The organism is Bradyrhizobium sp. CCGUVB1N3 (genome assembly GCF_024199925.1).
Taxonomy (GTDB): Bacteria; Pseudomonadota; Alphaproteobacteria; order Rhizobiales; family Xanthobacteraceae; genus Bradyrhizobium.
Window position 1 is genome coordinate 202,041 of the sequence record NZ_JANADR010000002.1, and the last position, 24,206, is coordinate 226,246.

The window sequence follows — 24,206 nt, forward strand, 5'->3', positions numbered from 1 at the left end:
TAATTAACGGGGTCGGCGAAGCCGACGCTTTGGAAGATCATCCCGCCGTTCCGAAGGAGCGGTCTAAGGGCGCAGTTATACGTCGCTGACGCGACGTCCTGCTTCCCAGCCCGAATGGGCGGGCCGATCCCGACGAACAGGATGTTCGTTCTCTTCGGGATCGCCCCTCGTGGCCATTACGCATTTCACCGTCCAGATCATCGGCCGTGCCGGCGGCCGCAGCGCCGTTCTGTCGGCCGCTTACCGCCATTGCGCCCGCATGGAGCACGAGGCGGAGGCGAGGGTCGTCGACTATTCGAACAAGCGGGGGCTAGCGCATGAGGAATTCCTGCTGCCGCCCGATGCGCCGGCCTGGGCGCGCGCGCTGATCGCCGACCGCTCCGTCGCGAGCGCGACCGAGGCATTCTGGAACAAGGTCGAGGCCTTCGAGAAACGCTCCGATGCGCAGTTCGCGCGGGAGGCGATCATCGCCCTGCCGGTGGAGCTCACGACCGAACAGAATATCGCTCTCATGCGCCAGTTCGTGGCGCAGGAGATTTTAGCGCGAGGACAGGTCGCCGACTGGGTCTATCACGATGAACCCGGCAATCCGCATGTCCACCTGATGACGACGCTGCGGCCGCTGACTGAGGAGGGTTTCGGCGGCAAGAGGGTCGCCGTATCAGGCGACGACGGCAAGCCGCTCCGCACCGACGCCGGCAAAATCCGCTATGCGCTCTGGGCCGGCGACAAGCAGGAGTTTTTGGCGCAACGGGCGCGGTGGATCGATCTGCAGAACCACCATCTCGCGCTCGCCGGCCTCGAGATCCGTGTCGATGGCCGCTCCTATGCCGAGCGCGGCATCGACCTCGTCCCGACCACCCATATCGGTGTCGCGGCAAAAGCGATCGACCGGAAAGCGAAGGTCGAAGGCGCGGCGCACGGGCTTGATCGGCTGGCGGTCTTCGAAGAGAGCCGGGCCGAGAATGCTCGACGCATCGAGCGCCGGCCGGAGATCGTGCTCGAGCTTGTCAGCCGCGAGAAGAGCGTCTTTGACGAGCGCGATCTCGCCAAGGCGCTGCATCGCTACATCGATGACGCCGGCAGCTTCCAGGCCCTCCTGAACCGCATCCTACAAAGCCCGGATGTCGTGCGGTTGCAGGCCGCTGGCGTCGACTTTGCGAGCGGCGCGCGGACCCCGGCCAGGCTTACAACGCGCGAACTGATCCACCTGGAAGCCGACATGGCACGACGCGCGATCGGCCTTGCCCGCACCAACAGCTTCAGCGTCCGGGAGAAGGCCATAAGCGAGGTGCTGGCGCGGCATGCGCAGCTCTCGGCGGAGCAGCGCGCGGCGATCGAGCACGTCATGGCGCCGGCGCGGATCGCGGCCGTGATCGGGCGGGCTGGCGCCGGCAAGACGACGATGATGCGCGCGGCGCGCGACGTGTGGGAAGCGGCCGGGTATCGGGTCGTCGGCGCGGCGCTTGCCGGCAAGGCCGCCGAAGGCTTGTCGAAGGAAGCGGGGATCGTCTCGCATACGTTGTCGTCGTGGGAGCTGCGCTGGCAGAACGACCGTGACGTCCTCGATGGGCGGACCGTCATGGTGATCGACGAGGCCGGCATGATCGCCTCGCGGCAGATGGCGACCTTCGTGGAAGCCGCATCGTGGACTGGGGCAAAACTCGTCCTGGTCGGCGATCCCGACCAGCTTCAGCCGATTGAAGCGGGCGCCGCGTTCCGGTCGATCACCGAGCGCATCGGCTATGCTGAGCTCGAGACCATCTATCGCCAGCACGCGCAATGGATGCGGGATGCCTCGCTCGATCTCGCGCGCGGACGCATCACTGAGGCGCTGGCAACCTATCGCGCCCAGGGCCGCATTCTCGGCTCCGAGCTCAAGGCCCAGGCGATCGATAACCTGATCGTGGACTGGAACCGCGATTACGATCCGGCGAAGACCTCGCTGATCCTCGCGCATCTGCGCCGCGATGTGCGCTCCCTCAACGATATGGCGCGCGGCAAGCTGATCGAGCGCGGCCTCCTCGAGGAAGGACATGCGTTCCGGACCGCGGATGGCGAGCGCCGCTTTGCCGTCGGCGATCAGATCGTGTTCCTGCAGAACGAGGGCTTGCTCGGTGTCAAGAACGGCATGATCGGCAAGGTCGTGGAAGCCGAGCCGGGGCGGTTCATCGCCGAGATCGGCGAGCGCGGGCATCGCCAGCGCGTCGAGGTCGATCAGCGGTTCTATCCCCACGTCGATCACGGCTACGCCACCACCATTCACAAATCCCAGGGCGCGACCGTCGACCGGGTGAAAGTGCTGGCGAGCCTCTCGCTCGACCGCCACCTGACCTATGTCGCGATGACCCGGCATCGCGAGGACGTGGCGCTGTATTACGGCCGTCGATCGTTCGGTCTCAACGGCGGGCTGAGCGCGGTCCTGTCGCGGCTGAACGCGAAAGAAACCACCCTCGATTATGCCAGCGGTCGCTTCTATCGGGACGCGCTGCGCTTCGCCGCGAACCGCGGGCTGCACATCGTCCAGGTCGCCCGCACGCTTCTCCTCGACCGTGTCCGCTGGACCATCCGCCAGAAGGACAAGCTGGCCCTATTCGCCCGGCGCCTGCGCGCCGTCGGCGAAAAGCTTGGGCTGGCCAACGCGCGCACCTCAACCGTCACCGCCACGAAGAAGGAGGCCCTACCCATGGTCGCCGGCGTCACCACGTTCCCCAAATCCCTCATCGACACCGTCGAGGACAGGATCCTCGCCGATCCCGCCATCAAGAAGCAATGGGAGGACGTCTCCACCCGCTTCCGCCTCGTCTTTGCCGATCCCGAGCGGGCGTTCCGCGCGACGAACTTCGACGCCATGCTGAAGGATTCCGCGACTGCGACTTCGACGCTTGAGCGTCTTGGCTTGAAGCCCGAATCCTTTGGCGCGCTCCGCGGGAAGGTCGGCCTGCTTGCGGGTAAGGCCAAGAGCCAAGAGCGTCAACGGGCCGAGGCCAATGTGCCGGCGCTGAAGAAAGACATCGAGCGTTACTTACGTCTTCGCGCCGAGGCCGAGCACAAGCATGAGGCCGAGGAACGCGCGATCCGGCAGCGCGTCGCCATCGAGATCCCCGCTCTGTCGCGCGATGCCCGCCGCGTGCTTGAGCGCGTGCGCGACGCCATCGACCGGAACGACCTGCCGAGCGCGCTCGAATTTGCGCTCGCGGACCGGATGGTGAAGGCCGAGATCGACGGGTTCAACAAAGCCATCGCCGAGCGCTTTGGCGATCGGACTTTCCTGCCGAACGCCGCTAAGGAGCCGAGCGGGCAGACCTTGGAGAAGGTGGCCGCCGGCATGGATCCGGCGCGGCGTGCGCAGCTGAAAGAGGCCTGGCCAACCATGCGCGCAGCACAGCAGCTCGCAAGCGGCGAGCGCACCGCGCAGGCTCTCAAGCAGGCCGAGGCGGAGCGTCTAGCCCAACGCCAGGGACAGACCCTGAAATGAGGTCTCGACGCGTCTCTGTGATGATTCTGGCGGCCGGCACGGGCCTCATTGTTGCCCTAACCTGCGCCGGCTGGTGCGCCGGACTGCGCGTCAACATGACGCCAAGCTATCCCCGCGGCCTGTGGCGGATTGAGATGCTGGATCGTGAGGCGGCCGTCGGCGATCTCGTCTTCATCTGTCCACCGCATACGGCCGAGTTCGAACGCGCATTCGCGCGCGGCTACATCCGGCGCGGACTGTGCGCCGGGGGCTTAAGCCCGCTCATCAAGACCGTCGTCGCCATCGTCGGCCAACAGGTCGATGTGGCCAATCGCGTCTCGATCGACGGCCGTCCGCTCCCTGATTCCGAGGTCCGGCATGCCGATGCCGCCGGCCGTCCTCTCGCGCCGTTTGCCGGCGGCATCGTTCCCGCCGGCGAGCTCTATCTCCACTCCGATTTCGCAGGCTCCTATGATTCCCGCTACTTCGGCCCGATCCCGTCATCGGGCGTCCTTGGCCTCGCGCGGCCCGTCCTCACTTTCGGCCCATAGCTCCTGGCGGGGCGCGGCGATGGCCGTCGCCGCGGCCGTGGTCGGGGCTGTTGCCTGGTGCGGTCACGCGCTCACCCTGCCGCTTGCCTGCGCGTTTCCGACGCTGTGGGCGTTCGCGCCCTCACGGTCGATCTCAGCGGCAGTGAGCGCCGCCTATTTCCTGGCGGCATCACGCGGGTTGCCGCAAGGAGCGGTCAATTTTTACGCCACCGATTTCGGCGTCGGCATCGCCTTGTGGATCGGGGCTGCGGCCAGCTTCGTCCTTGTCCACACCGTGCTGTGGCAGAGCCGGCCGGGATGGGGCAGGGCGCTCTGGTTTGCGCTCGCAGCGATCCTGATGAGCGTGCCGCCCTTCGGCATCGTCGGATGGGCGCAGCCGATCACGGCGGCCGGCATTTTGTTTCCGGGATGGGGATGGTGGGGACTGGGCGCGACCGCAGCCATCCTGCTCACCATGACGACCGGAAAGTGGCCCATCGCGGCGATCGTCGCGGCCAGCTTCTGGGCCTGGTCGGCCGCGCACTGGATCGCGCCGTCGCAACCCGACGGATGGGTTGGTCTCGATACCAAGCTTGGCAGCGTGCTCGGCCGAGCTCCGGACCTCGATCAATCCCAGGCGTTTCTCTGGCGCGTGCGCAAAGCGGCCGCGGCTGGAGCGCGCGTTGTCGTGCTTCCCGAGAGTGCGGCCGGGCTGTGGACGCCGACCGTAAGCGGCTTCTGGTTGGACGGCCTTCGCGGCAACGACGTCACGCTGATCGCTGGTGCGGCGATCGTCGATCGCGAAGGCTATGACAATGCCATGGTGGAGATCAGCGCCGGTCGCGCGCGCCGGCTCTATGGCGAACGCATGCCGGTCCCTGTCTCGATGTGGCAACCCTGGCTGGCAAGGACGGCGCAGGGCGGTGGGGCCAGAGCCAGCTTCTTTGCCGATCCCGTCGGCGAGTCCGCCGGCAGCCGCATCGCGCCCTTGATCTGTTACGAGCAACTGCTCGTCTGGCCCGTCTTGCAGTCGATGCTCCAGTCGCCCAACGTGCTTGTCGCGATCGGCAACGATTGGTGGACCGCCGGAACCAACGTCCTCGCCATTCAGCGAGCCAGCACCCAAGCCTGGGCGCGGCTGTTCGCCCTGCCGCTCGTGCTCGCGTTCAACACCTGAGGATCAGCCATGATCGATGCTGCCACCATGCATCAATGCGCCGATCCGGGCTTGAGGCCCGCGATCGTCGAGAAATTCATCCGCGCGGTCGGGGCACCCGATCCGCTCGCCGTCACCGTCCGGACCGGAAACCGCGTCATCCTCGTAACGCCGCCCAAGACTCCGGACGACGCCATGGAGCTGGTGCGCCGTTACGTTGGCCAGGCGATGGTCCGCGTCGGCGTGACCCAATATCCAGCCGGGCTCGGTATCACCGATGTCTCGGAACTCAAACCCGATCTGGTCGACACCTGCGCCAATATCAGGATGGGCACGGCGCTGTTCGGCAAGGTTTATCGCATCGTCACGAATTGGTATGGCGCGCCGGTCGACGAGGTGTTCGGCGATGCGATCGAGGCCTGGAAGAGCGGATATTTCGACGGGAAGTATGTATTCGACGAGCCCGATCCTGGCACCCTGCCAGCCCGTAAGAGGGCGTCGGAGGCGGCCCACAAGCCACCGGATGATGACGCAGCCAAGCCCGCGAGCAGTCCAGACGATGGGACCGTCCAGGGCAAGGAGCCGGACAATCCGAACAAGGCGGGCATCAGGATCGATCTGACCGGCATCGGCGTTGGCAAGCCGAAATAGGCCTCTGCGGAGTGTAACGGCCTCAAGCCAAGTGGATAGGCGGCAGCGTTACGCCGTAGGCCGTGAACTCCGGATGCTGATCTGGAGCGATGCGATCTGGCTTGTGCGGGGCGTGAGGTCGCCGCTCTGAGGGCTATCGCATTTCCTCGACATCGAGCAGCAGGAGTCGGACGTCACCAACCATCGGCGCTTCTTTTATGTTGCCAGGCTCTTGGCCGCTCAGGCCATACCAACTTGGTCGATTTCGCCAGGTTCTCCGCGGCTAGCGCCCAACCCCTCTTCAATCTATAAGAATCGCAGGGCAGTACGCGCTGCCCTGGGGCTTAGAAACCCCTCGATTAGCGGTTGGTGCCGGCCGTGACGGCACCGGGATCCTCTGACCTAATGGCCGGGGGCCTGCGACGCATGTCCAGGCGCCTCGGTGCTAAAGGTCACAGGGACCGTCTAATCGCGGTTTTCTAACCCCCGGCTTGGGATCAAGGGGATTATCGTCGGCGGGGGCGCACCGCGGACCTAACCTAGTCTGCGTGAGAATTGTGGCATCGAACAATGATGATGAATCTCCCGACGCCGGGCTCGACTGCGAGCTTGAGCATGTCTTTGGGGGAATGACGCAATCTGACCTTGAACGCCTGACCATCGACGCCATTCGCGAATACCGTGCTAGCGTCGCGCTCGCCGAGACGGCCCGATTGCAGCGGCTAGCTGCTGAGGCTGACACCGCTTCTTGTCCCGAACGTCGGGCAGAACTCCAACGAATCCATGAACATGCGGAGACCGAGCATCGGGCGCGCCAGCTTGTCCTTAACAGCCTGATCGACCGCCTCGGCTACGTTCCCAACGTTCCCGCCGGATGATCGACGATGGCAAGCGAGCTACAGGCCGGGTGACGCCGTTGAGCCTAGCTCGCGAAGAGCGGGATCATCCGGTAACGTGTCACGGTGGACCTAGTCAACTGGGAATGCAAGTTCGTCACATAAAAGAAGCGCGGGCCCCCCTAAAGGGGAGCGCTTGTGGCGAACGCAGTGTGAGAGTCGGACCGACCGCGACGTTGGTGCTGAGTCAGCAGGAGCGGACGTACTTGGAGACGCAAGCTCGTCGTCATCGTGTTGACCGGTCGCTATGTGAGCGATGCCGTGCGATCCTGCGATGCGCGGATGGATTGCCAAGTAAGTCTGTGGCTGCCGAACTCGGCCTCCACGAACACACCGTTGGCAAGTGGCGTCGCCGATTTTTGAAGGATCGCTGTGAGGGTCTCCTTGACGAGGCCCGCCCTGGCCGCCCTCGAACCATCAACGGCGATCAGGTCGCTGCGGTGATAGAGCGCACGTTGCGGACGACGCAGGCCGATGCGACGCACTGGTCGATCCGCTCGATGGCTGCGGAAACTGGCTTTTTCCACAGCACGATCCGCCGAATGTGGGCAGCGCTCGGCTTGCAGCCGCACCGTAACCAGACATTCTCGCTGTCGAGTGACCCGCTGTTCGTCGAAGTTCGTCGATGAGGTGCGCGACATCGTTGGCTTTCACCTATCCCCACTGAACCGAGCTCTTGTCCTCAGCATCGATGAGAAGAGCCAGATTTAGGCGCTCGATCGCGAGCAAATGTCCCGGCGAAACACGACGCGACATTGCGAACTTCTGGTTCAGGACACTAAATCAACTTCTTCTCCATGGCGATACGGACGGCTTGCTGAAGATTGCTGGCGCCGAGTTTGTCGCGCGCATTATCCAGATAGAATTGGACCGTTCGTGGCCTGATCCCAAGCAAGTCCGCGATCACATTCATTGACTTGCCGTGTGACGACCAGCTGAGCGAGGTCGCTTCCTGCGTCGACAACGTCACATTCCCTGTTTTGAAGGACGACCCAGACGCCAGGCTGAGGCGAACGTGAATGTAGGCGAGCGCCAATGCTGCCTGCAACGGATCCCATGGCGGGACCTCGACCCGCTGCCGATCTGATGCGAGCGTGATCATCGCGGTGCGGCCATAGCTTGTCCTGATCGGAACGGAAACGCCCGAGCGGATGCCGAAGTCAGTTGCCTCGGAAAAGAATTGCTTGATCTCGCGCGAGCTCCTGCGCACCTCCGCTGACCAGGCGAACATCCGCATGCTGCGCTTGGCGGTCGTCACGACAGGGTCGATGATCGTGTAATGCTTTGCAGAATAAAGGTTCAACCACTCCGTAGGATAATCGCTGAAAGCAACCGCGTCATTGCCGTGAACATGAATGTAGGCATAGCGCTCGAACCCGGATGAGACAGTAAAAGTCTTGATCGCGTTGCGAATGGAGCGCTCGTCGCGTGCCAGATCGACAGCGTCGATCAACCCCTGTAACTGCCTATCCAAACTGAGTTCCTCCTCGCCTTCATCTTCCAAGCAAAGCAATGGCCGCCTCGCTCGGCGGAAGAGCATCACGAATCTGTCATTCTTTTGATTTGATCAGCTTTTCAGAGCTACTCCACGAAATTCAACCTCTTGCTGGCTTATACTAATCCGCTGAGGTGGTGACTCACGGTGGGGCTTTCCAAATCAGCGGGTCGATGATTCAACATGGCAATTGGAGGGAGTTGCCATGGGCCAGCCGATTGCGGTTCGGACGGATTTGACGGCGGTTGAGGTGCGCCGGTTAGCGCGGCGGGCGAAGGACAGCGATCAGGTTCGGCGGCTTCTGGCGATTGCTGCGGTGCTCGATGGCGCCTCGCGCACGGAGGCCGCCAAGGTCGGCGGGATGGACCGGCAGACGCTACGCGACTGGGTGATCCGGTTCAACGAGCAAGGGCCGGATGGTTTGATCAATGTCCCCGCGCCAGGTGCGCCGGCGAAGCTCAACGAGGAGCATCGGGCGTTTCTGGCGCAGATCGTGGACGAAGGGCCGATCCCGGCCATCCATGGCGTGGTGCGCTGGCGGGCGTGTGACCTGATCATGCGGCTGCACGAGGAGTTTGGCATCTCGGTATCAGACGACACGGTCTATCGCGCCCTCAAGGACCTCGGCTTCTCACACGTCAGCGCCCGGCCGAGAGCTTACAAGCAGGATCCCGATGCGATCGAGGCATATAAAAAAACTTCCACTCCAGCGTGGAGGACATCCGCAGCAGCCTTGCGCCGGACACGCCGGTAGAGGTGTGGTTCCAGGATGAGATGCGGGTGGGCCAGAAGAATAAGCTCACCTATCGCTGGGCCAGAAAGGGATCGCGGCCGCGGGCAGCCCATGACCAGCGTACGCAATCGACGTACCTGTTCGGTGCCGTATGTCCTGAACTCGGAACTGGCGCCGCTCTGGTACTACCTTTCTGCAACACCGAAGCAATGCAGCTTCATCTCGATGAGATATCCACCAAGGTCAGCCATGGTGCCCACGCCATCATCATCCTCGATCAGGCTGGATGGCACGGAGCGAAGCAGCTGAGCGTTCCGCACAACATCTCGCTGCTGCCATTGCCGCCGCGTTCGCCCGAGCTGAACAGCCAGGAGAACATCTGGCAGTTCATGCGCCAAAATTGGCTGTCAAACCGCGTCTTCAAATCCTACGACGACATCGTCGACCACTGCTGTTACGCCTGGAACACCCTCATCGCGCAGCCGTGGAAGATCATGTCGATCGGGCTCCGCGATTGGGCTTACATCGGTCGATCATTATGAGGATTGGTATTACTTGGTTGATCCGGTGGCTTGCACGCCAGCCTCGGGCTGGGAGAAGGGCCAGGTCGAGAACCAGGTCGGGTTGGTCAGGGAGCGCTTTTTCACCCCTCGGCTACGGTTCAAGACGCTGGACGAGTTGAACGCCTGGCTGCTCGATAAATGCATCGCCTACGCCAAGGCGCATCGCCATCCGGAGTTTGCCGAGCAGACGGTCTGGGAGGTGTTCGAAGCCGAGCGTCCCAAGCTCGTTCCCTATGCCGGCCGCTTCGACGGCTTCCATGCGGTGACGGCGTCGGTCTCGAAGACCTGTCTGGTGCGCTTCGACAACAACAAATACTCAGTCGCAGCCAGCGCGGTCGGGCGCCCGGTCGAGGTCCAAGCTTATGCCGGCCTCATCGTGATCCGTCAGGATGGATGCATCGTCGCGGAGCACCCGCGATCTTTTGGCCGCGGCGAGACGACCTACGATCCCTGGCACTACGTGCCGGTGCTGGCTCGCAAACCCGGCGCCTTGCGCAATGGCGCTCCCTTCAAGGACTGGGTGCTGCCGGCAGCGATCGAGCGGATCCGGCGCAGGCTCGCCAGCACCGACGATGGCAATCGGCAGATGGTCGACATCCTCAACGCCGTGCTGACTGACGGCCTGCCGGCGGTAGAAGCCGCCTGTGCCGAAGCCCTCGGTCATGGCGTCCATTCCGCCGATGTCGTGATCAACATCCTGGCCCGGCAACGCGAACCCGCTCCACCGGCCAACATCATGAACGCTCCGCCATGCGCCGATCGCCGATTGTGCCCGTTACGACAACCTCCGGAGGACCAGCTGATGGAACGAACCCAAATCTTCGACCTCATGGGCGAACTCAAGCTCTACGGCATGAAAGCCGCCTTCGACGAGATCATGGCGACCGCCGTCAAGCGACAGCATGAACCTCAGCGCATCGTCGGCGACCTGCTCAACGCCGAGATCAACGAGAAGCAAGCTCGATCGATCAAATACCAGCTCACGATCGCCAAGCTCCCGCTCGCCAAGGATATCGCCGACTTCCAGTTCGACGGCACGCCGATCAACCAGACGCTCGTCAATGACCTCGCCGGCGGTGGCTTCATCGCCCAACAACGCAACGTCGTGCTGGTGGGCGGTACCGGAACCGGCAAGACCCATCTTGCGATCGCAATCGCCAGGAGCTGCATCCGATCCGGAGCCCGGGGACGATTTTATAATGTCGTCGACCTCGTCAACCGGCTCGAGGCCGAGACCCGCAGCGGACGGTCAGGGGCGGCTTGCTGAGCATCTGACCCGGATGGACTTCATCGTTCTGGACGAACTTGGATATCTTCCCTTCGCTCAGTCGGGGGGCCAGCTTCTCTTCCACCTCGTCAGCCGGCTTTATGAGCGCGCCTCCGTCATTTTGACCACCAATCTCGCCTTTGGCGAATGGCCGAGCGTCTTCGGCGAGCCAATGACTTCATGATGCCTCCTTCTTCGAACGCTTGGTGCGTCGTACCCGATTACGAAGCTGACTGATTTGGTCGTCTGAGAGCTCGATCTGCCATGGCTGGCCTTTGGTTAGCTGCCGACCTGCCAGCAATCCCCGCGCGAGATAATCGAACACCGTCTGCGGGGTCACCCCAAGCTCAGCCGCTGCGCCCTGAATCGAGAAGCTGCCGTCGGGCCAGCGCATCGGATTCTTGTCCACGCCGTTGATTTTAACGGTGGGAATGCCCCAGCGGGTACGTAATAGCCAGACATTCTCGCCTTTGAAGTCGCAGCCTCGAGCCGCGACGAAGCCTTCCTGATTGAGTATTGCCGCGATCTCGCCATCCATTTTGTGTTCAGCGTTCAACTCGACGATCCGTTGACGCAATCGAGCAATGTCGATGTAATCGCGGTAGGTGTGAACGCGGCGTTGCACGTGATGCTCGCTGATTGCGCCGGTCTGCCAGACGATCTTGAGCCACACCTGACCTTGGGCTCGCTTCTGATCAAGAACGACTTGGCGGATGACAAATCGAAGAATGCGCTTGCGATCAGCTGCCGACGTGGTCGCCGCGTTCCAAATCCGCGGCAGGTTCTCGGCGAGCGCTTGTAGCCCTGCGCGTTCCACTGGGCCAATCAGAAGCGGCTCTTGCGCGCGCCAACGCGCATGCTCCTGCTCGACCGCCTCGACGACGCGCAGCCTCTCCTCCCAAGCCCGCTCGAGTGAGCGCGCCACAAGACGGTTCTCGGGCTCTACGGCGTCATACTGACGCCGAGCGCGCTCGGCGTCGTAGCGGGCGCGCTCCACGCGAAGCGCCCACTGGCGCTCGAGCTGACGGCTCTCCTGCTCCAGTTGGCCCGCGGCTGCGATTGCGATCTCAATCTGATCCGGCACCAGAGCATCGAGGACCATCCGCTCGACCAGCGCGTCAACCGCCAAGGCCCGGACTTCCTGGCACATCGCACTGCCTTGCTGGTCCCGATCCGAGCGGCAGCAATAGACCGGATAGTCGGCATTCGGGCCCGTGTAGCGCATGCTCATGCGCCGTCCACAACGACCGCAAATCCCAATTCCCTGCAACAGGGCTGCCCCCTTGCGCGGTACACCCGAGTGTCCTGCCTCAAAGCGGCAGATGTTATCCGCCAGTCGCCCCTGGTTGGCCATGAACTCCTCCCAGCCGATATAGCCTGGGTGAGCGGCGTGGAGGCATACCGCCCAATCCGCGATCGCCACCTTGACCGTTCCCGTCAGCGATCCCGGCCGGCATCGGCTCGGATCCTTTTGCCGGCGGCCATAAACATAAGCGCCAGCATAGGCCGGATTCTGAAGGATATTAAGGACGCGTGTACTATCTGGCGCACGCCAGACGATCTCGTGTGGAGACGGTCCAAGCAGCGGTCGAGCCGGCAAGAACAATCCGTTCCTGTCCAAGTAACGCATCACACGGCGAGCGCTTTGCAGTTCCCGGAACTTGGCGAACACGAGATGCAGACGAGCCTGCACCTCCTCATCGGGATTGAGAATAATCATGCCTGCTCGATCGTAGGCGAGCCCGGCTGGCAGAGGTAGCCGCAGTTCGCCCCGCGCCGCCTTCTGGCGCTCCCCTTGGTGAAGGCGCATCCGAAGTTGATGCAACTCCGCCTCGCTCATGATGCCGGACAAGCCCAACAGCAAGCGGTCGTGGTAGGCGCGTGGATCGTAAAGCCGCTCGCCATCCGCAATGAGCACACCGAATACCGAGCACAGTTCGAGAAGCTGATGCCAGTCCCGGTTGTTGCGGGCCAAGCGAGAAGCGTCGAGACTCACCACAAGACCTGCGTTGCCAAGGCCGATCTCGGCGATGAGCTTCTGGAAACCATGGCGATCCACGCCGCCAGCGCCGGATTTGCCCAGATCCTCGTCAATCACCTGGACGCGCTCAGGCGGCCAGCCCAGACCGATGGCACGATCGACAAGGCGGTACTGCAGCTCGGTGCTCTCCTGATGTTGGCGCACCTGGTTCACGGATGACTGCCGCACGTAGACGTAGGCCAACTTGGCTCGGTGTGCGGTCGTGAGCCGCTCGTCAGCGATGTTCGATCTGATCAGCACGACCCAGTCCCCTTCCGGGCGTGCCGGGGATCGCTTGCATTCGCCGCATCAGCGCGGCGATTGTTTGAGCAATCTGCGTTTGCGTCGCGGTCGACAGATTCGGCCAAAGGCGCGGAATGTCGGCTGTCGGATGGCCGGAGGGATTTGCCAACGTCGGCAGGGGTCGATACGCAACGTGACCTGGAAGCGGTCGGTGGGTCATCGCGAATCACCTTCTCGTTGAGAAGGCCCAGACTCGCGCTCAAATGTTGCATCAATGGGATCAGCGTACGCACACTGATGCGCGGCAGATCGGCCGCGTTCGGGCAGGAAGTGATCGACGTCTCGGCAAGGTCCGTCGACGCGATCCGAACTCCCCGCCGTCGTCCGTCCGGCAGCGCGACAACAACGTAGGCGGGACCACGTCCCGACCGCTCCTTCAGCACTTCAAGCCGGTGCCCGAACAGAAAATGATGCGGGTCGGTGATCGTGACGTGAGACACGACCCGGTCAAGAATAGGGGCACTCTGTCGTGTTCGGTGATCCCACCCTTGGCGATGCGATATTGGACCGCATCATTCACAATGCGCACCGCCTCGAGCTCAAAGGCGACAGTCTCCGGCGTCAGGCTGGCGAAAAGAAAAAACCGTGAGCGCCTCGCACACGATCGCCCCGCCGGCCCACAGGCCCCTCCCATGGACCGTCGGAACGATCTCCAAGCCAGCCCGCCAGCCTTGACCAGGAGACCATTTCCAGCACAGATGCAATCGTCAGTCGTGTCCGCTTCCGAACATGATCACGATCACTGGAATCCGTGATCACCATCGTCTGGAACCACTGATCACCATCCCTGGAATGCGCAGCGTAGGCCGTCCGCACCAAGTCCGTGGCCCTCTCGTACCGTTTACATTACATACGCCGCTTGCGCCAGAAACACAGCCTCCCGGTCCTGGACGCCCTCAAGGCGTGGCTCGATGCAATCGCTCCCAAGGTTGTGCCCGATACCAAGCTTGAGGATGCGGTCTCCTATACGCTCAACCAATGGGAATATCTGACGCGCTACGCCAAGGACGGCAGCATGCCGATCGACAACAACCTTCTGGAACGCGATATCAGGATTTTTGCCTGCGGCAGGAAAAACTGGCTCTTCAGCGCTACCGTGGAGGGAGCCAGGGCCACCGACGTGCGGACCACGCCGCTGGCGATCATGTCGACGTTCAACTGGATCTTGGCTTCGGCGTCGAGGGTCGCATCCAAGGGGAGCATCAAGGACTTCTGGCTCCATGTGGCCTGACCGAACTCGATCCCGACGCCGCCCGAACCGGCGCCTGCATCCAAGAGGGAAGCCTGAATGCCGCGATTTCCGAGGATTCCCAGGTCCTGGCGCTTGCCGGCCAGATTGCCGTTCTTGCCTACCGTCTTGAACGTGACGCGGCGAAGGTCAGAACATTCGAGATTTATCGCATGAAGATCGAACGCCTTCGAGGCGAAGGTCGCTACTGTCTTTGGCTTTTTTGTTTTTGAGAGGTGCCGGGCATGTCATGGGAAGCTTTCGTCAATAAAATTGACTGGTGGGACAAGCTCTCAGAGTGGGGCCAGAGCCAATACAACGAGCAATCGGAATTCCTTCCCGGTCAAATAAGCGAGATACTCAATTCGCTGTCGACGTTGTACGCAAATTCTGCGACCGCGCTGGCCTTGATGGATTCAATCGGCAGCGGCAGCACCACATCATCGTTGGCGGGCGCAGGCAGCGTAGCGTCGGCCTCAAGATCGCCCAGCTCGAGCGCAAGCTGTTCGTCCACGAGCACCGCAAGCCGCTCCGAGCGCTTCCCGAAGATCATCTCGTTGAGCGCTACACGCAGCTTCTCGTTCTCAACGTCAAGCGCGAGCATCTCGGTCAGAGCCGCCGGATCGGTCGGGAGAGCGTCGGGACGAATCGCCATGATCAGACGATACATCTGCGCGACCCGTGCTCCAGCGAAATCCCCACCTCTCAGCCGACAACGGCCGGCTGCTTCACAGGCTTGGGTGAAACACGACAAGCGGCTTTTCCACCCGCACCACAGCACTCGGGAAGCGTTCAGTATTCCAGTCCTCCGCCACGGTTCCTCTGACGCTCGCGCGAGGGGCGCTGATTGGTCGAGTCAGAGGGCGGAGCACTACGTGCAATCGATCCGACTCCCTGGTCGGGCCCCTGAAGCGGCGGGCGATCCGACTGATGAAGGTTAGCGGCTTGCCCGTCCACAAGAAGATTGTCTCGGGCGTCGATCGCCTCGGAACGAGGCCCCAACACGATGCTGGACGTCGAAGACTGCCCAGGTTGGCTGAGCCTTCGGCGACGTGCCGGCAGGCCCATCCAGGGTCCCTCATCGATCGAGGAGATCTCCTCATGCTTGCGCTGGCGCGACGAAGTTCCCCGAGGAGAAGTCGTCGCAGAAGCTGCTGGTGAGTTTTCCGGCGATGACAAGAAAAACTCGTCCGATATATCATCCCGGGTCGCGGCTTCTGCCGCTGCTTGCAGATTTTGGTCGACCCGCGCCAGTGTCAAATCTGGTGGCCTGCTGTGTACAATTTGATATTCCTCTTCGAGCTGTCTCTCGATCTGATCGGGAAAAAAGCCCACGCGATCATGCGCGGGCTTGGAGAACATGTAGTCATTCGTCACAATCCGTCGATCTACTTCGTGGTGTAGCTCGCCGAGCGAATCATTCAATCGTCGGGCATCGTGGCCGTCGAATGGTCGATCAACTGCGGCGAGGTGCTGCTGCCGGCCGATCTCTCTGTCGAAGATGTAAGAGACCATGGATGCTTTCACATTAAGGGCTTTTGCTATCGTCTCATCATCCGCGGGCTCAAGGGCCCTCAGAACACCGGCGGAAGAGGAGACGTAAGCCTCGACCCTCTCGATCAATGCCCGACGCTTGTCGGCTCCGATCGGACCGGAACTGACATGTCGGTCGATGCTGTCGCCCACCTCCTTGAAGCGCGCGTGGAGTTCTGGTCTGAAGATCTGAGGCTCAATCTTATGGAGCTCTTGGGCGATGCATTCGGTAGTATATCCGATCGCCCTTTCCTTTGCCTCGAACGCGTCGCGGATGCGCATCAAATCTGCCGGGTCCGCATTGGCCCGCCGCCGCATCAGACGGGCTACCTTTGTCAGCGCTGCGAACCGCTCCAAAACATCGTTCTGCGTCCATTCCCCTGTCATGGTGTCCCTTCTAATTACAGTTACAGTTTCTTGGGGATTCTGAATCCATATGCGTGACCTGATTCTGGATCTGTTGATTGGTGGTGCGTCGGTTAAGGATACCCTGACGCTGCAGGCTTCGTCGTTGCGAGATGCCAAGCAAAGCATTAATCCGCTGTTTACGCAGGAGCGGGATGCAGCCTCGGCGGCACAGCTCCTCGACAGACTATTGGCCACGAGCCGCAGACCAACAGAGAACCGCCCGAAGTACCGCGGTGCCGATCAGCGATGCTGACGGATGCCGTTCCTTTCGTTCTCGAAGAACATGCCGAGCGCGGCGCTCGCCAGTTTACGGCCGAAGGCGCGCGCACTTTCCAGCCCGAGTGGATCAAAATGCGCGAGAGCGATCTCAATCGTCCGTCGGGGTATCATCCGCGATGTTGAAATGAGCGTCAGCGGCTCCTCAACAGGATAAGGAGCAGCTTTGGTCAATGAGGCGCTTAACAGGATCACCTGGTAATCGTCTAACGCGCACCGTAAAATCATCTGTAGAGCCTTCGCCGGGCGATACTGCCCGCACAGGCTGTCAAAACCCGGAGAGAAGCCGGGAGCGGGAAGCGCAGCTGACAGAAATACCTGCACCTTGGGATCTGGCTCGGCGCGCTGATTCGAAAGGATGCGTTTCCTTTCCACGGACGATAAGGAGGTCGGGCCCCTTGCGTTCACTATCGGTGGGGCAACTGGTTCGAGTGGTGTCAACGCCGCAGATAGAGATGAGATAGTCATACTACTCCGGTTTTCCAAAATCGTCGAAGCGAGACGCGCTGCCTGCCGTGAACCGGTCATCTTGCGGAAAGCCACATCAATCCTCCAATGCCTTCTCGATGACGTCGCCGATGAGCGCTAGTTCGTCCATTGCGCGCCGGGTGATATGCAACATAGGCCGCATTGCGGGAGCGCGTGACATATTCAGCATCGTAATCTGGAGCATACCGCGTTCTTTCATAAAAGCGAAGGCATCACGCTCATACATCGGGGTCTCCAACATCGGCAGGAGGGCCAGCATGTCTTGCACATTCTGCTGAGCGGCGGTCAGACTGCAAGTCGGCACTCGCTGACGAAGAATGGCGGTTTTGATTTCAAGTTTCTCCTCTATTAGAAGTTCGAGTACGTATCGGTACGTCGTAAGTGCTTCGTCGAGACCTCCAGGTGTCAGCATGGTAGGCATCAGAATGAAATCGGAGCTGGCAATGATAGTATCATTGAGTTCGCTCAAGCCGGCGTGAGTATGCGCAAGCGCGTACCTAAAGCCGATAGCTTCCGCCTGTGCATATGCTTTTTCGAGTAGGGGAACTTCATCCGCAACGAATACTTCGCACCCAGGGTCCCAAGCGCCGTTGCTCAAAGCATTTTCTTTCCACTTATTGAGCGGACGGTCTTTATTCGCTTCGAAAAGAGCGACATTATACTTTTTTTCTGCGAATGACGAACACAGCCCCATCAATGCTGTGGTTTTACCGGCTCCTCCTTTGAATGAGCAGCAAGTGATTAGTTTCATATCCGATCGCCCCCGTGCTCAAACAGTTTTGACGCGGCTTGTGACGTGAGATGTGTAGGCGCTGCCCCGTTACTTCAAAATGATCCTGACCGCGAACCAGATGTCGAATGTCAACATAACGCACCATCGCGTACGTCTCGATGTGCTTAGCTACAAACGCAACCAGTTATTGGTGCAATTCGGGACCGGCGGTATTACATTCGGCGCTTCTCACCGTATGATAACCCTAGACATGACAGGGCAAGGTGTCGCATTCGGTCGATGACGCGCTTAAGTAATAGGGGGAGTTCTGCTCTCATCGCCCAGAGCGGCTATAGAATAATCAGCGTGCGGTTACGCGCGGCAGAATTCGATGCGTTTTCGCAGCAGGTACGTTTGCTTGGGCTGACCAACAGTATGGCACTGCGAATTGCCGTCCGCAGGATCGGCGGATTTATTGAGATTGGCGACGAGGCTCGGAATGATCTTCGGGCGATCACCTGTCACATCGGCAACATTGCCCAAACACTCAGAGAATTAAGCGGAGTTGCTAACCGTGACGCCTCGTTCGACGTTGAACGGTTCGAGACGCACAGGCAGCACCTTGGTCAGGAATTTTCCGCGCTCGACGCTCTGCTCCGCACAATCCTGAACGTATCGCGACGTCGAGAGGACGGTCGTGGGCGACTACAGCAGCTCATGCAGGGCGACAGCGCCCATGAACGCGATCGTTAAGCACTCAAGGTGGCTCATCCGCAAGCAATCGTAAGAATTGTGCCTCGAGGCGGCGCTCGGACCGCCGGGCAGCTCCGAAGTCAGCTGCAATACCTCTCGCGCAACGGAGCTGTTGATCTTTTACGTTCCGAACGTCATCAAGGCGTTTTGCTGCAATACGACCGACTCGGCCAGTTTGCGGAAAGTTGGGCCGAGCAGACCGGCAACTATCATGCCGATCAGTCGCCCGCAGAAAGCAATCAGGACCTGACAACTCATATCATCATCAGCTTCCCGCCCGGCACCGATGCCAACCGTGCGCATGCTGCCGGTCGTGCATGGACCGACAGAATGTTGGGTTCAGGTCATAATGGCGGTTCATTTGACTATGTGACGGCGTTCCATGTCGATCGGCAGCATCCACACTTGCATGCAGTCGTCAATCGACGGGCACAGGAAGGCCATTGGCTCAAGATCTCGCGCCGCAATCCTCATCACAACTACGATAATATGCGCGCCGTATTGGTTGATGTAGCCTATGATCACGACATTGAATTGGATGCGACACGTCGTGTCGACCGAGGCATTATGGAGCGTCCGATTACTTATGCGGAATTCCGACGCAGGCAGAGGGTTAGAACAGACGTCGCAATTCTACTGCAACCTCAGCCAGGTATTTCTGTTAGTCCCAGAGACCCCCCCGAACCGCCGAACGTTGAACCCGACTGCACGACCTCTGAAGCCCTTCAATCAGCACGGGACGTTCGCCAGACAATCCAAGCGTCCACGAGCACTGCGGAGGTGGTCGGCCACGCAAATACGGGGGCCAGTGTTCAGGGAATCGAAGCACAAGCCACGGATCCTGGTCCATCAGATATGCGCGGTGTTGGACTCCAGCGCGAAACTCGGCGCCGCCGCGGCCGCGAGCTCGAAGGCGGCGACGTCCAGACGAGCTCGCTCGAGCGCCCACGGCAGCGTCGCCGTTTCGCACCGGCCCACATCGAAACACGCGCGCAGCGAGCGATCTGTGAACAGCGCGAGACCGAAGAAGATGCGGCGGATAATGTTGGTCCATCAGATGTAGGTGGTGTTGAACCCCAGGGCGAGACGGGGCGGCGCCGCGGCCGCGAGACCGAAGGCGGCGACGGCCAGCCGACTTCGCTCGAGCGGCCGCGGCAACGCCGTCGCTTCCCGCCCTCCATCATCGAAACTCGCGCCCAGTGCGCGGCCCGCGAGCAGCGCGAGTGCGAAGAACGCGCAAGGCGACATCGCCGCCGCGAGCCTCAACCAGAGGTTCTCGATCCCGATGAACCACTGCGACTTCGCAGCGGACGTGCCATCGTGCGTGAAGAGCCGGGCAGATCCTAGCCCGTCTTATTCGCGAGAGGGCGCCTGAGAGGCTGGCGAGCGTGGTGTAAAGCGCTGATGCGGCGTAGGATTCGGTTGCGAAGCCAACCCCATCACCTCAACCGCGAACGCCACGCCCGCCATGACCGATGATACGATTCTGCCCTTCTCGTTTCCAGCCGTTCACGCCAAGAAAGTCACAGCTGCCTTCGATGGTGGACGCCTAACCTCGAATGGGGGCGTGATGCTTCTGGCGATGGCCGAGCGGCGTCTCGGTTTGGCCGACAATTTGGCCCGGGTGTTCCCGGATCGGCGCGATCCGACGCGGGTCGTGCACAGCCTTGTCGATATGTTCCGCGCGCGCATGTTCGCGATCTGCTGCGGCTACGAGGACGCCGACGACCTCGATCATCTGCGGTCCGATCCCGCATTCAAGCTGGCCTGCGGACGGCTGCCGGACAGCGGTCGCGATCTGTGTTCCCAACCGACGCTGTCGCGCCTGGAGAATGCTCCGCGCCTGCGCGACGTGATCCGACTGACCTACACTTTGGTCGACGCATGGATGGATAGCTACCCGCGCGAGCCGGCATCCGTCACGCTCGACATCGATGATACCTGCGATGTCGTCCACGGCCATCAGCAGCTCTCGCTGTTCAACGCTCATTATGACGAACGCTGCTTCCTGCCGATCCACGTCTACGACACGGAGAAGAGCCGGCCCGTGGCGGTCGTGCTGCGGCCCGGCAAGACGCCGGGCGGCGTCGAGGTGCGTGCCCATCTGCGCCGCCTGATACGGCATATCCGGACGCGGTGGCACAAGACGCGAATTACGTTCCGTGGCGACGGGCACTATGCTCGGCCGGAGGCCATGACGTGGTGCGAGAACAACGGCATCGACTACATCTTCGGTCTGTCCGGTACCAAGCCTCTCGCCAGAAAAGTCGACGAGGTCGCCGACGACGTTCGCACGCGACGCGCCATCGAGAACCTGCCTGTTCTGCGCGGCTATACCGAGACGCGCCACAAGGCAAAGTCCTGGGATCACGAACGGCGCACTGTCGCCCGTATTGAGGCGACGATGCTCGGCCTCGACATCCGCTTCGTCGTCACCAGCCTCGATGTCGGCTCGGCCGAGTGGATCTACGACAGCCTGTATTGCGCGCGCGGCCAAGCCGAAAATCTGATCAAGCTGCATAAGACGCAGCTCGCCTCCGATCGCACCAGTTGCCGTTCGGCGCTCGCCAACCAGGTCCGTCTCGTTCTCCACACCGCCGCTTATTGGTTGATGCTTACCGTGCGCGGCGCCATTCCCAAAGTCCGGGAATTGGCCACTGCCGAGTTCGCGACGCTGCGTCTTCGTCTCTTGAAAATCGCAGCCCGGGTCATCGAAACCGCGAGCCGCATTCGCCTTGCGTTCGCCGCGGCATGCCCCGAAGCCGACCTCTTCCGCAGCTTGCCCGGCGCGCTGCTCCCGCTCGGTCCGTAACCGACCGGGCCTGCGCCCGCTCACCCGCCCATTCCTCCAGCGCGTACAAAACAGCTTGATGTAGAACCCGGTGACAAAACGCCGGACGGTCACCCACGCCAGCCGCCAGCCCCCGTCAGACGTCAAGAACGACCGTGCTCTCGTGAATAGATCGGGCTAGGGGTAATCTTCGCGTCCAGCAGCACGCTGGTGAAGTCGAGGCTGGTGAACTGGCTGCCCTGATCCGTGTTGAAAATCTCGGGCCTGCCGTGCTTCGCCAATGCTTCCTGGAGCGCTTCGACGCAGAAGGCTGCCTCCATCGTGATCGATACGCGATGGGCCAGGACCCGTCGGCTGAACACATCAACGACCGCCGCGAGGTAGACGAAGCCACGCCGCATCGGAAATGGAGTAAGAAGCGCATAAGCGCTTCTCACAGCATGCGCCGCATCCGTTGGCTGATATGGCCCGAATACTCAATCCCGTTTTTCTCTGCTGGTTAACTTAAGCCTCGCTAACGACACTCATCGCGCCAAGTTGGAGCGTTCTCTGCTCCTGTCAGATGCGCGTTATTGTATGCTTCGCTGATGGAGTTTCCGATGGGACGAACCGCATCCATTTGCTCGCGTGTGCTCATGTTATCTTCGCATGGGGCTACTCCCAAATCCAGAACTGAATCCCAAATTCGCTTTATCTTCTGATCTAGATCCGCATTTTGCGACGCTACCGCATGCCCAGATACGGAGCGAGATGTCGAACTCAAGCTGGGATCCAGATGGTGTGACTGAGCGGCACAGATTGAAAACAAGTCAGGACGGGCTCGCATCGTGTCGAGAATTTTCACTTTTTGGTCTGCATTCAAATGGTCATAACCTGTTAGAAGAGCCTGGGCAGCATGGCGGCGGCTTTGTCGATCAGAGCTGGCCCCGGTTGTTTGGACAGCGCCCCGCGAAAATTAAGTGGATTCCTGCCGGGTTATGCTGAAGGCGGGGCTTTACGATTTTGCTGTGGCGTCGGGAGGGCGTAAGCCCGACCAGAGCCGCAGCAAAATCGTTGGCGACGATCATGCGGCCGTCACCATCGTTTGCGCGCCGAAGTAAGCCTCGTCGGGCGTGCGTTCGTCAAGGCTCGAGTGAGGACGTCCTCGGTTGTAGAACGCCAGATATTTGGAAATCGATGCTCGCGCCTCGAGCACGCTGTCGTAAGCACGCAGATAGACTTCCTCGTATTTGACAGTGCGCCACAGCCGCTCGACGAACACGTTGTCGCGCCAGGCACCCTTGCCGTCCATGCTGATGGCGATGTTCGCGTCCAGCAGCACGCCGGTGAAGTCGAGGCTGGTGAACTGGCTACCCTGATCCGTGTTGAAGATCTCGGGCCTGCCGTGCTTCGCCAACGCCTCCTGGAGCGCTTCGACGCAGAATATCGTCTCCATCGTGATCGATACGCGATGGACCAACACCCGTCGGCTGAACACATCGACGACCGCCGCGAGGTAGACGAATCCACGTCGCATCGGAATGTAGCTGATGTCCATTGCCCAGACCTGGTTCGGCCGCTCGATCTTCAATCCGCGCAATAGGTACGGGTAGATCTTGTGGCCCGGTGCGGGCTTGCTCGTGTTCGGACGGCGATAGATCGCCTCGATCCCCATGCGCTTCATCAGCGTCGCGACGTGGCGGCGGCCAATCTGCATGCCCTCACGCTGCAACAGCGATCGCAGCATGCGCGCCCCTGCGAAGGGATAATCGAGGTGCAGCTCATCGAGCCGGCGCATCAAGACAAGGTCCTCGGCCGAAACCGGCCGAGGTTCATAGTAAACCGTACTGCGGGCAAGGTTCAGGACCTTCGCCTGGCGCACGACAGACAGATCATGGTCGCGGTCGATCATCGCTTTGCGCTCAGCAGGCCCGCCTTGGTGAGCGCGCCGGACAAAAAATCGTTCTCCAACGCAAGCTCGCCGATCTTGGCATGTAACGCCTTCAAATCGACCGGCGCCTCGGCCGGTCCGTTGTCCTGCCCAAACACTCCGGCGGCGCCTTCCAGGAGTTGGGTCTTCCAGGTCGTGATCTGGTTCGGATGGACATCAAACAATTGCGCCAGCTCGGCCAACGTCTTCTCCCCCTTCACGGCCGCCAAAGCCACCTTTGCCTTGAATGCCGGAGAATGCGTCCGGCGACTCCTCTTCGTCATCTTCGCTCCTGATTCGCGGCAAGAAGCCTCGCCGCTCTCAGGCAGAAAATCCACTCAAGCTACTGTCCGAATTTGCGGAGCCAGCTCGATCCACCCACTCTTGACCGTCCTGCCCAAACAATTCGATCGCTCTATTGACGAGGCGATCTTTGTTTGCATGGTCAAGGTCACCTAGGCGTCGCGCTATGCTTGCGATCGCCAGAGCCTGCTCAGACGCGTGAGGCAAGTTAAGAATATGAAGCACAAAATTAGATTTTGCCCGAACAGGCAGAAATTTAAGCGTAGGCGCGACGGCGCTAGCGGGCGCGGAGGCGGGGATGTAAATCTCTTCTTGGTCCCAAAAGCCGCGCACCGCGATGTCAAGCAAAACCCCAGCTGACTCGACGAGACGCTTGAGCCGACCGTGAAACGTCTTAACGGGGGCTGTCTCAACCGCCTCTCGTGCTGAGCGGCTCACGAGTTTAAAATTCGTGAGGTTTTTTGCTGTCTCAAACGGGTTGTCTGTGGTTAAATGCTTCACTACGTCGGCCAACAGCTCTTTCGGCAAGTCAGTTACCTGTGTGGCACCGCCGCCATCATGAGCTGTACTTTCTGGTTTACGTTCCTGATCGCTATCGTGATCCATTGATCAGACTCCACCGTGTTCCGACTGCTCTAAGGCTACCATGCAGAGAGGTGGCTCGGCAAATTCGGACAGTAGCTTAAGTGGATTTTCTGCCTGACAGCGGCGAGGATTCTTGCCGCGAATCAGGAGCGAAGATGACGAAGAGGAG

Annotated in this window: 17 protein-coding genes and 7 pseudogenes; 15 read left to right on the forward strand and 9 right to left on the reverse strand. The window is 61.1% G+C overall.

Translation table 11 applies throughout. The annotated features are described in order from the left end of the window. Positions 1–169 precede the first annotated feature (169 nt). The 6 genes and pseudogenes from traA to NLM33_RS47715 form a co-directional block, all read left to right on the forward strand. Positions 170–3,478 (forward strand): Ti-type conjugative transfer relaxase TraA, encoded by a 3,309-nt coding sequence (traA, locus tag NLM33_RS47690; RefSeq protein WP_254106457.1) that lies wholly within the window; start codon positions 170–172, stop codon positions 3,476–3,478. Next, positions 3,475–4,008, forward strand: a complete 534-nt coding sequence (traF, locus tag NLM33_RS47695) for a conjugative transfer signal peptidase TraF (RefSeq protein ID WP_371930189.1) — start codon at positions 3,475–3,477, stop codon at positions 4,006–4,008. The genes traA and traF overlap by 4 nt, the downstream gene beginning before the upstream one ends. Then, positions 3,929–5,164 (forward strand): conjugal transfer protein TraB, encoded by a 1,236-nt coding sequence (locus tag NLM33_RS47700; protein ID WP_256570630.1) that lies wholly within the window; start codon positions 3,929–3,931, stop codon positions 5,162–5,164. Before traF ends, NLM33_RS47700 begins: the two co-directional genes overlap by 80 nt. Positions 5,165–5,173: 9 nt before the next feature. Then, complete coding sequence (locus NLM33_RS47705; RefSeq protein ID WP_254106459.1) at positions 5,174–5,794, forward strand: TraH family protein; 621 nt, start codon at positions 5,174–5,176, stop codon at positions 5,792–5,794. 536 nt (positions 5,795–6,330) lie between these two features. After that, positions 6,331–6,651, forward strand: coding sequence for a transcriptional repressor TraM (locus tag NLM33_RS47710; protein ID WP_254106460.1), 321 nt, complete (start codon positions 6,331–6,333; stop codon positions 6,649–6,651). Positions 6,652–6,821: 170 nt separating this feature from the next. Further along, positions 6,822–7,377: pseudogene (locus NLM33_RS47715) on the forward strand (IS630 family transposase); the annotation flags it as partial. 70 nt (positions 7,378–7,447) lie between these two features. Here NLM33_RS47715 and NLM33_RS47720 read toward each other — a convergent pair. Further along, entirely contained in the window at positions 7,448–8,173 is a 726-nt protein-coding gene (locus NLM33_RS47720; protein ID WP_254106461.1) for an autoinducer binding domain-containing protein, read from the reverse strand. A 196-nt stretch (positions 8,174–8,369) separates the two neighbouring features. Here NLM33_RS47720 and NLM33_RS47725 point away from each other — a divergent pair. From NLM33_RS47725 to istB, 3 genes and pseudogenes are all read left to right on the forward strand, one after another. Beyond that, positions 8,370–9,439 (forward strand): IS630 family transposase gene (locus tag NLM33_RS47725; RefSeq protein WP_254096555.1). Its coding sequence is split into 2 segments (ribosomal slippage): positions 8,370–8,856 and positions 8,856–9,439, totalling 1,071 coding nucleotides; the frame shifts between segments, so codons are not numbered across the junction. 7 nt (positions 9,440–9,446) lie between these two features. After that, positions 9,447–10,366: pseudogene (locus tag NLM33_RS47730) on the forward strand (IS21 family transposase); the annotation flags it as partial. After that, positions 10,263–10,890 (forward strand): annotated as a pseudogene (gene istB / locus NLM33_RS47735) (IS21-like element helper ATPase IstB); the annotation flags it as partial. The pseudogenes NLM33_RS47730 and istB, both read left to right, overlap by 104 nt. Before the next feature lie 15 nt (positions 10,891–10,905). Here the strand turns inward: istB and NLM33_RS47740 are convergent. Then, positions 10,906–13,008: a recombinase family protein gene (locus NLM33_RS47740; RefSeq protein ID WP_254104135.1), complete on the reverse strand. Its 2,103-nt coding sequence runs from the start codon at positions 13,006–13,008 to the stop codon at positions 10,906–10,908. Positions 13,009–13,519: 511 nt separating this feature from the next. On the opposite strand from NLM33_RS47740, the pseudogene NLM33_RS47745 reads away from it, so the two are divergent. After that, positions 13,520–13,639, forward strand: a pseudogene (locus NLM33_RS47745) (ATP-binding protein); the annotation flags it as partial. 261 nt (positions 13,640–13,900) lie between these two features. Further along, a pseudogene (locus NLM33_RS47750) lies at positions 13,901–14,173 on the forward strand (transposase); the annotation flags it as partial. A gap of 448 nt (positions 14,174–14,621) precedes the next feature. Here NLM33_RS47750 and NLM33_RS47755 read toward each other — a convergent pair. Together NLM33_RS47755 and NLM33_RS47760 are read right to left on the reverse strand one after the other, a co-directional pair. Further along, entirely contained in the window at positions 14,622–14,948 is a 327-nt protein-coding gene (locus NLM33_RS47755) for a transposase (RefSeq protein ID WP_254106462.1), read from the reverse strand. 122 nt (positions 14,949–15,070) lie between these two features. Further along, on the reverse strand, positions 15,071–16,198 hold the full coding sequence (locus tag NLM33_RS47760; protein WP_254106463.1) for a hypothetical protein: 1,128 nt from the start codon (positions 16,196–16,198) through the stop codon (positions 15,071–15,073). A 49-nt stretch (positions 16,199–16,247) separates the two neighbouring features. On the opposite strand from NLM33_RS47760, the pseudogene NLM33_RS47765 reads away from it, so the two are divergent. Beyond that, positions 16,248–16,430, forward strand: a pseudogene (locus NLM33_RS47765) (hypothetical protein); the annotation flags it as partial. Positions 16,431–16,459: 29 nt separating this feature from the next. On the opposite strand, the gene NLM33_RS47770 reads toward NLM33_RS47765, so the two are convergent. Beyond that, complete coding sequence (locus tag NLM33_RS47770; RefSeq protein WP_254106464.1) at positions 16,460–17,038, reverse strand: VirC2 family conjugal transfer protein; 579 nt, start codon at positions 17,036–17,038, stop codon at positions 16,460–16,462. Position 17,039: 1 nt separating this feature from the next. Then, positions 17,040–17,735, reverse strand: a complete 696-nt coding sequence (locus tag NLM33_RS47775) for a conjugal transfer ATPase VirC1 (protein WP_254106465.1) — start codon at positions 17,733–17,735, stop codon at positions 17,040–17,042. Between the two features lie 327 nt (positions 17,736–18,062). Here NLM33_RS47775 and NLM33_RS47780 point away from each other — a divergent pair, with 327 nt between their 5' ends. The 3 genes from NLM33_RS47780 (at position 18,063) to NLM33_RS47790 (ending at position 21,261) form a co-directional block, all read left to right on the forward strand. Further along, complete coding sequence (locus tag NLM33_RS47780; RefSeq protein ID WP_254106466.1) at positions 18,063–18,449, forward strand: DNA mobilization endonuclease VirD1/MobC family subunit; 387 nt, start codon at positions 18,063–18,065, stop codon at positions 18,447–18,449. A 147-nt stretch (positions 18,450–18,596) separates the two neighbouring features. Beyond that, complete coding sequence (locus NLM33_RS47785) at positions 18,597–19,796, forward strand: relaxase/mobilization nuclease domain-containing protein (protein ID WP_254106467.1); 1,200 nt, start codon at positions 18,597–18,599, stop codon at positions 19,794–19,796. Between the two features lie 121 nt (positions 19,797–19,917). Beyond that, positions 19,918–21,261: an IS1380 family transposase gene (locus NLM33_RS47790; protein WP_254094818.1), complete on the forward strand. Its 1,344-nt coding sequence runs from the start codon at positions 19,918–19,920 to the stop codon at positions 21,259–21,261. A gap of 164 nt (positions 21,262–21,425) precedes the next feature. Here NLM33_RS47790 and NLM33_RS47795 read toward each other — a convergent pair. From NLM33_RS47795 to NLM33_RS47805, 3 genes and pseudogenes are all read right to left on the reverse strand, one after another. Then, positions 21,426–21,656, reverse strand: a pseudogene (locus tag NLM33_RS47795) (DDE-type integrase/transposase/recombinase); the annotation flags it as partial. 647 nt (positions 21,657–22,303) lie between these two features. Further along, positions 22,304–23,433, reverse strand: a protein-coding gene (locus NLM33_RS47800; protein WP_254095161.1) for an IS3 family transposase whose coding sequence is annotated in 2 segments (ribosomal slippage) — positions 22,304–23,181 and positions 23,181–23,433 — 1,131 coding nt in all. Because the reading frame shifts where the segments join, the coding sequence is not laid out codon by codon here. 37 nt (positions 23,434–23,470) lie between these two features. After that, on the reverse strand, positions 23,471–24,058 hold the full coding sequence (locus NLM33_RS47805) for a hypothetical protein (RefSeq protein WP_254106468.1): 588 nt from the start codon (positions 24,056–24,058) through the stop codon (positions 23,471–23,473). Between the last annotated feature and the right edge of the window lie 148 nt (positions 24,059–24,206).

What these genes read in the sequence shown, in the direction of transcription:
- traF (WP_371930189.1), top strand. Translation starts at nt 3,475, where the DNA reads ATGAGGTCTCGACGCGTCTCTGTGATGATTCTGGCGGCCGGCACGGGC.
- NLM33_RS47700 (WP_256570630.1), top strand. Translation starts at nt 3,929, where the DNA reads ATGATTCCCGCTACTTCGGCCCGATCCCGTCATCGGGCGTCCTTGGCC.
- NLM33_RS47705 (WP_254106459.1), top strand. Translation starts at nt 5,174, where the DNA reads ATGATCGATGCTGCCACCATGCATCAATGCGCCGATCCGGGCTTGAGG.
- NLM33_RS47755 (WP_254106462.1), bottom strand. Translation starts at nt 14,948, where the DNA reads ATGTATCGTCTGATCATGGCGATTCGTCCCGACGCTCTCCCGACCGAT.
- NLM33_RS47760 (WP_254106463.1), bottom strand. Translation starts at nt 16,198, where the DNA reads ATGACAGGGGAATGGACGCAGAACGATGTTTTGGAGCGGTTCGCAGCG.
- NLM33_RS47775 (WP_254106465.1), bottom strand. Translation starts at nt 17,735, where the DNA reads ATGAAACTAATCACTTGCTGCTCATTCAAAGGAGGAGCCGGTAAAACC.
- NLM33_RS47790 (WP_254094818.1), top strand. Translation starts at nt 19,918, where the DNA reads ATGACCGATGATACGATTCTGCCCTTCTCGTTTCCAGCCGTTCACGCC.
- NLM33_RS47805 (WP_254106468.1), bottom strand. Translation starts at nt 24,058, where the DNA reads ATGGATCACGATAGCGATCAGGAACGTAAACCAGAAAGTACAGCTCAT.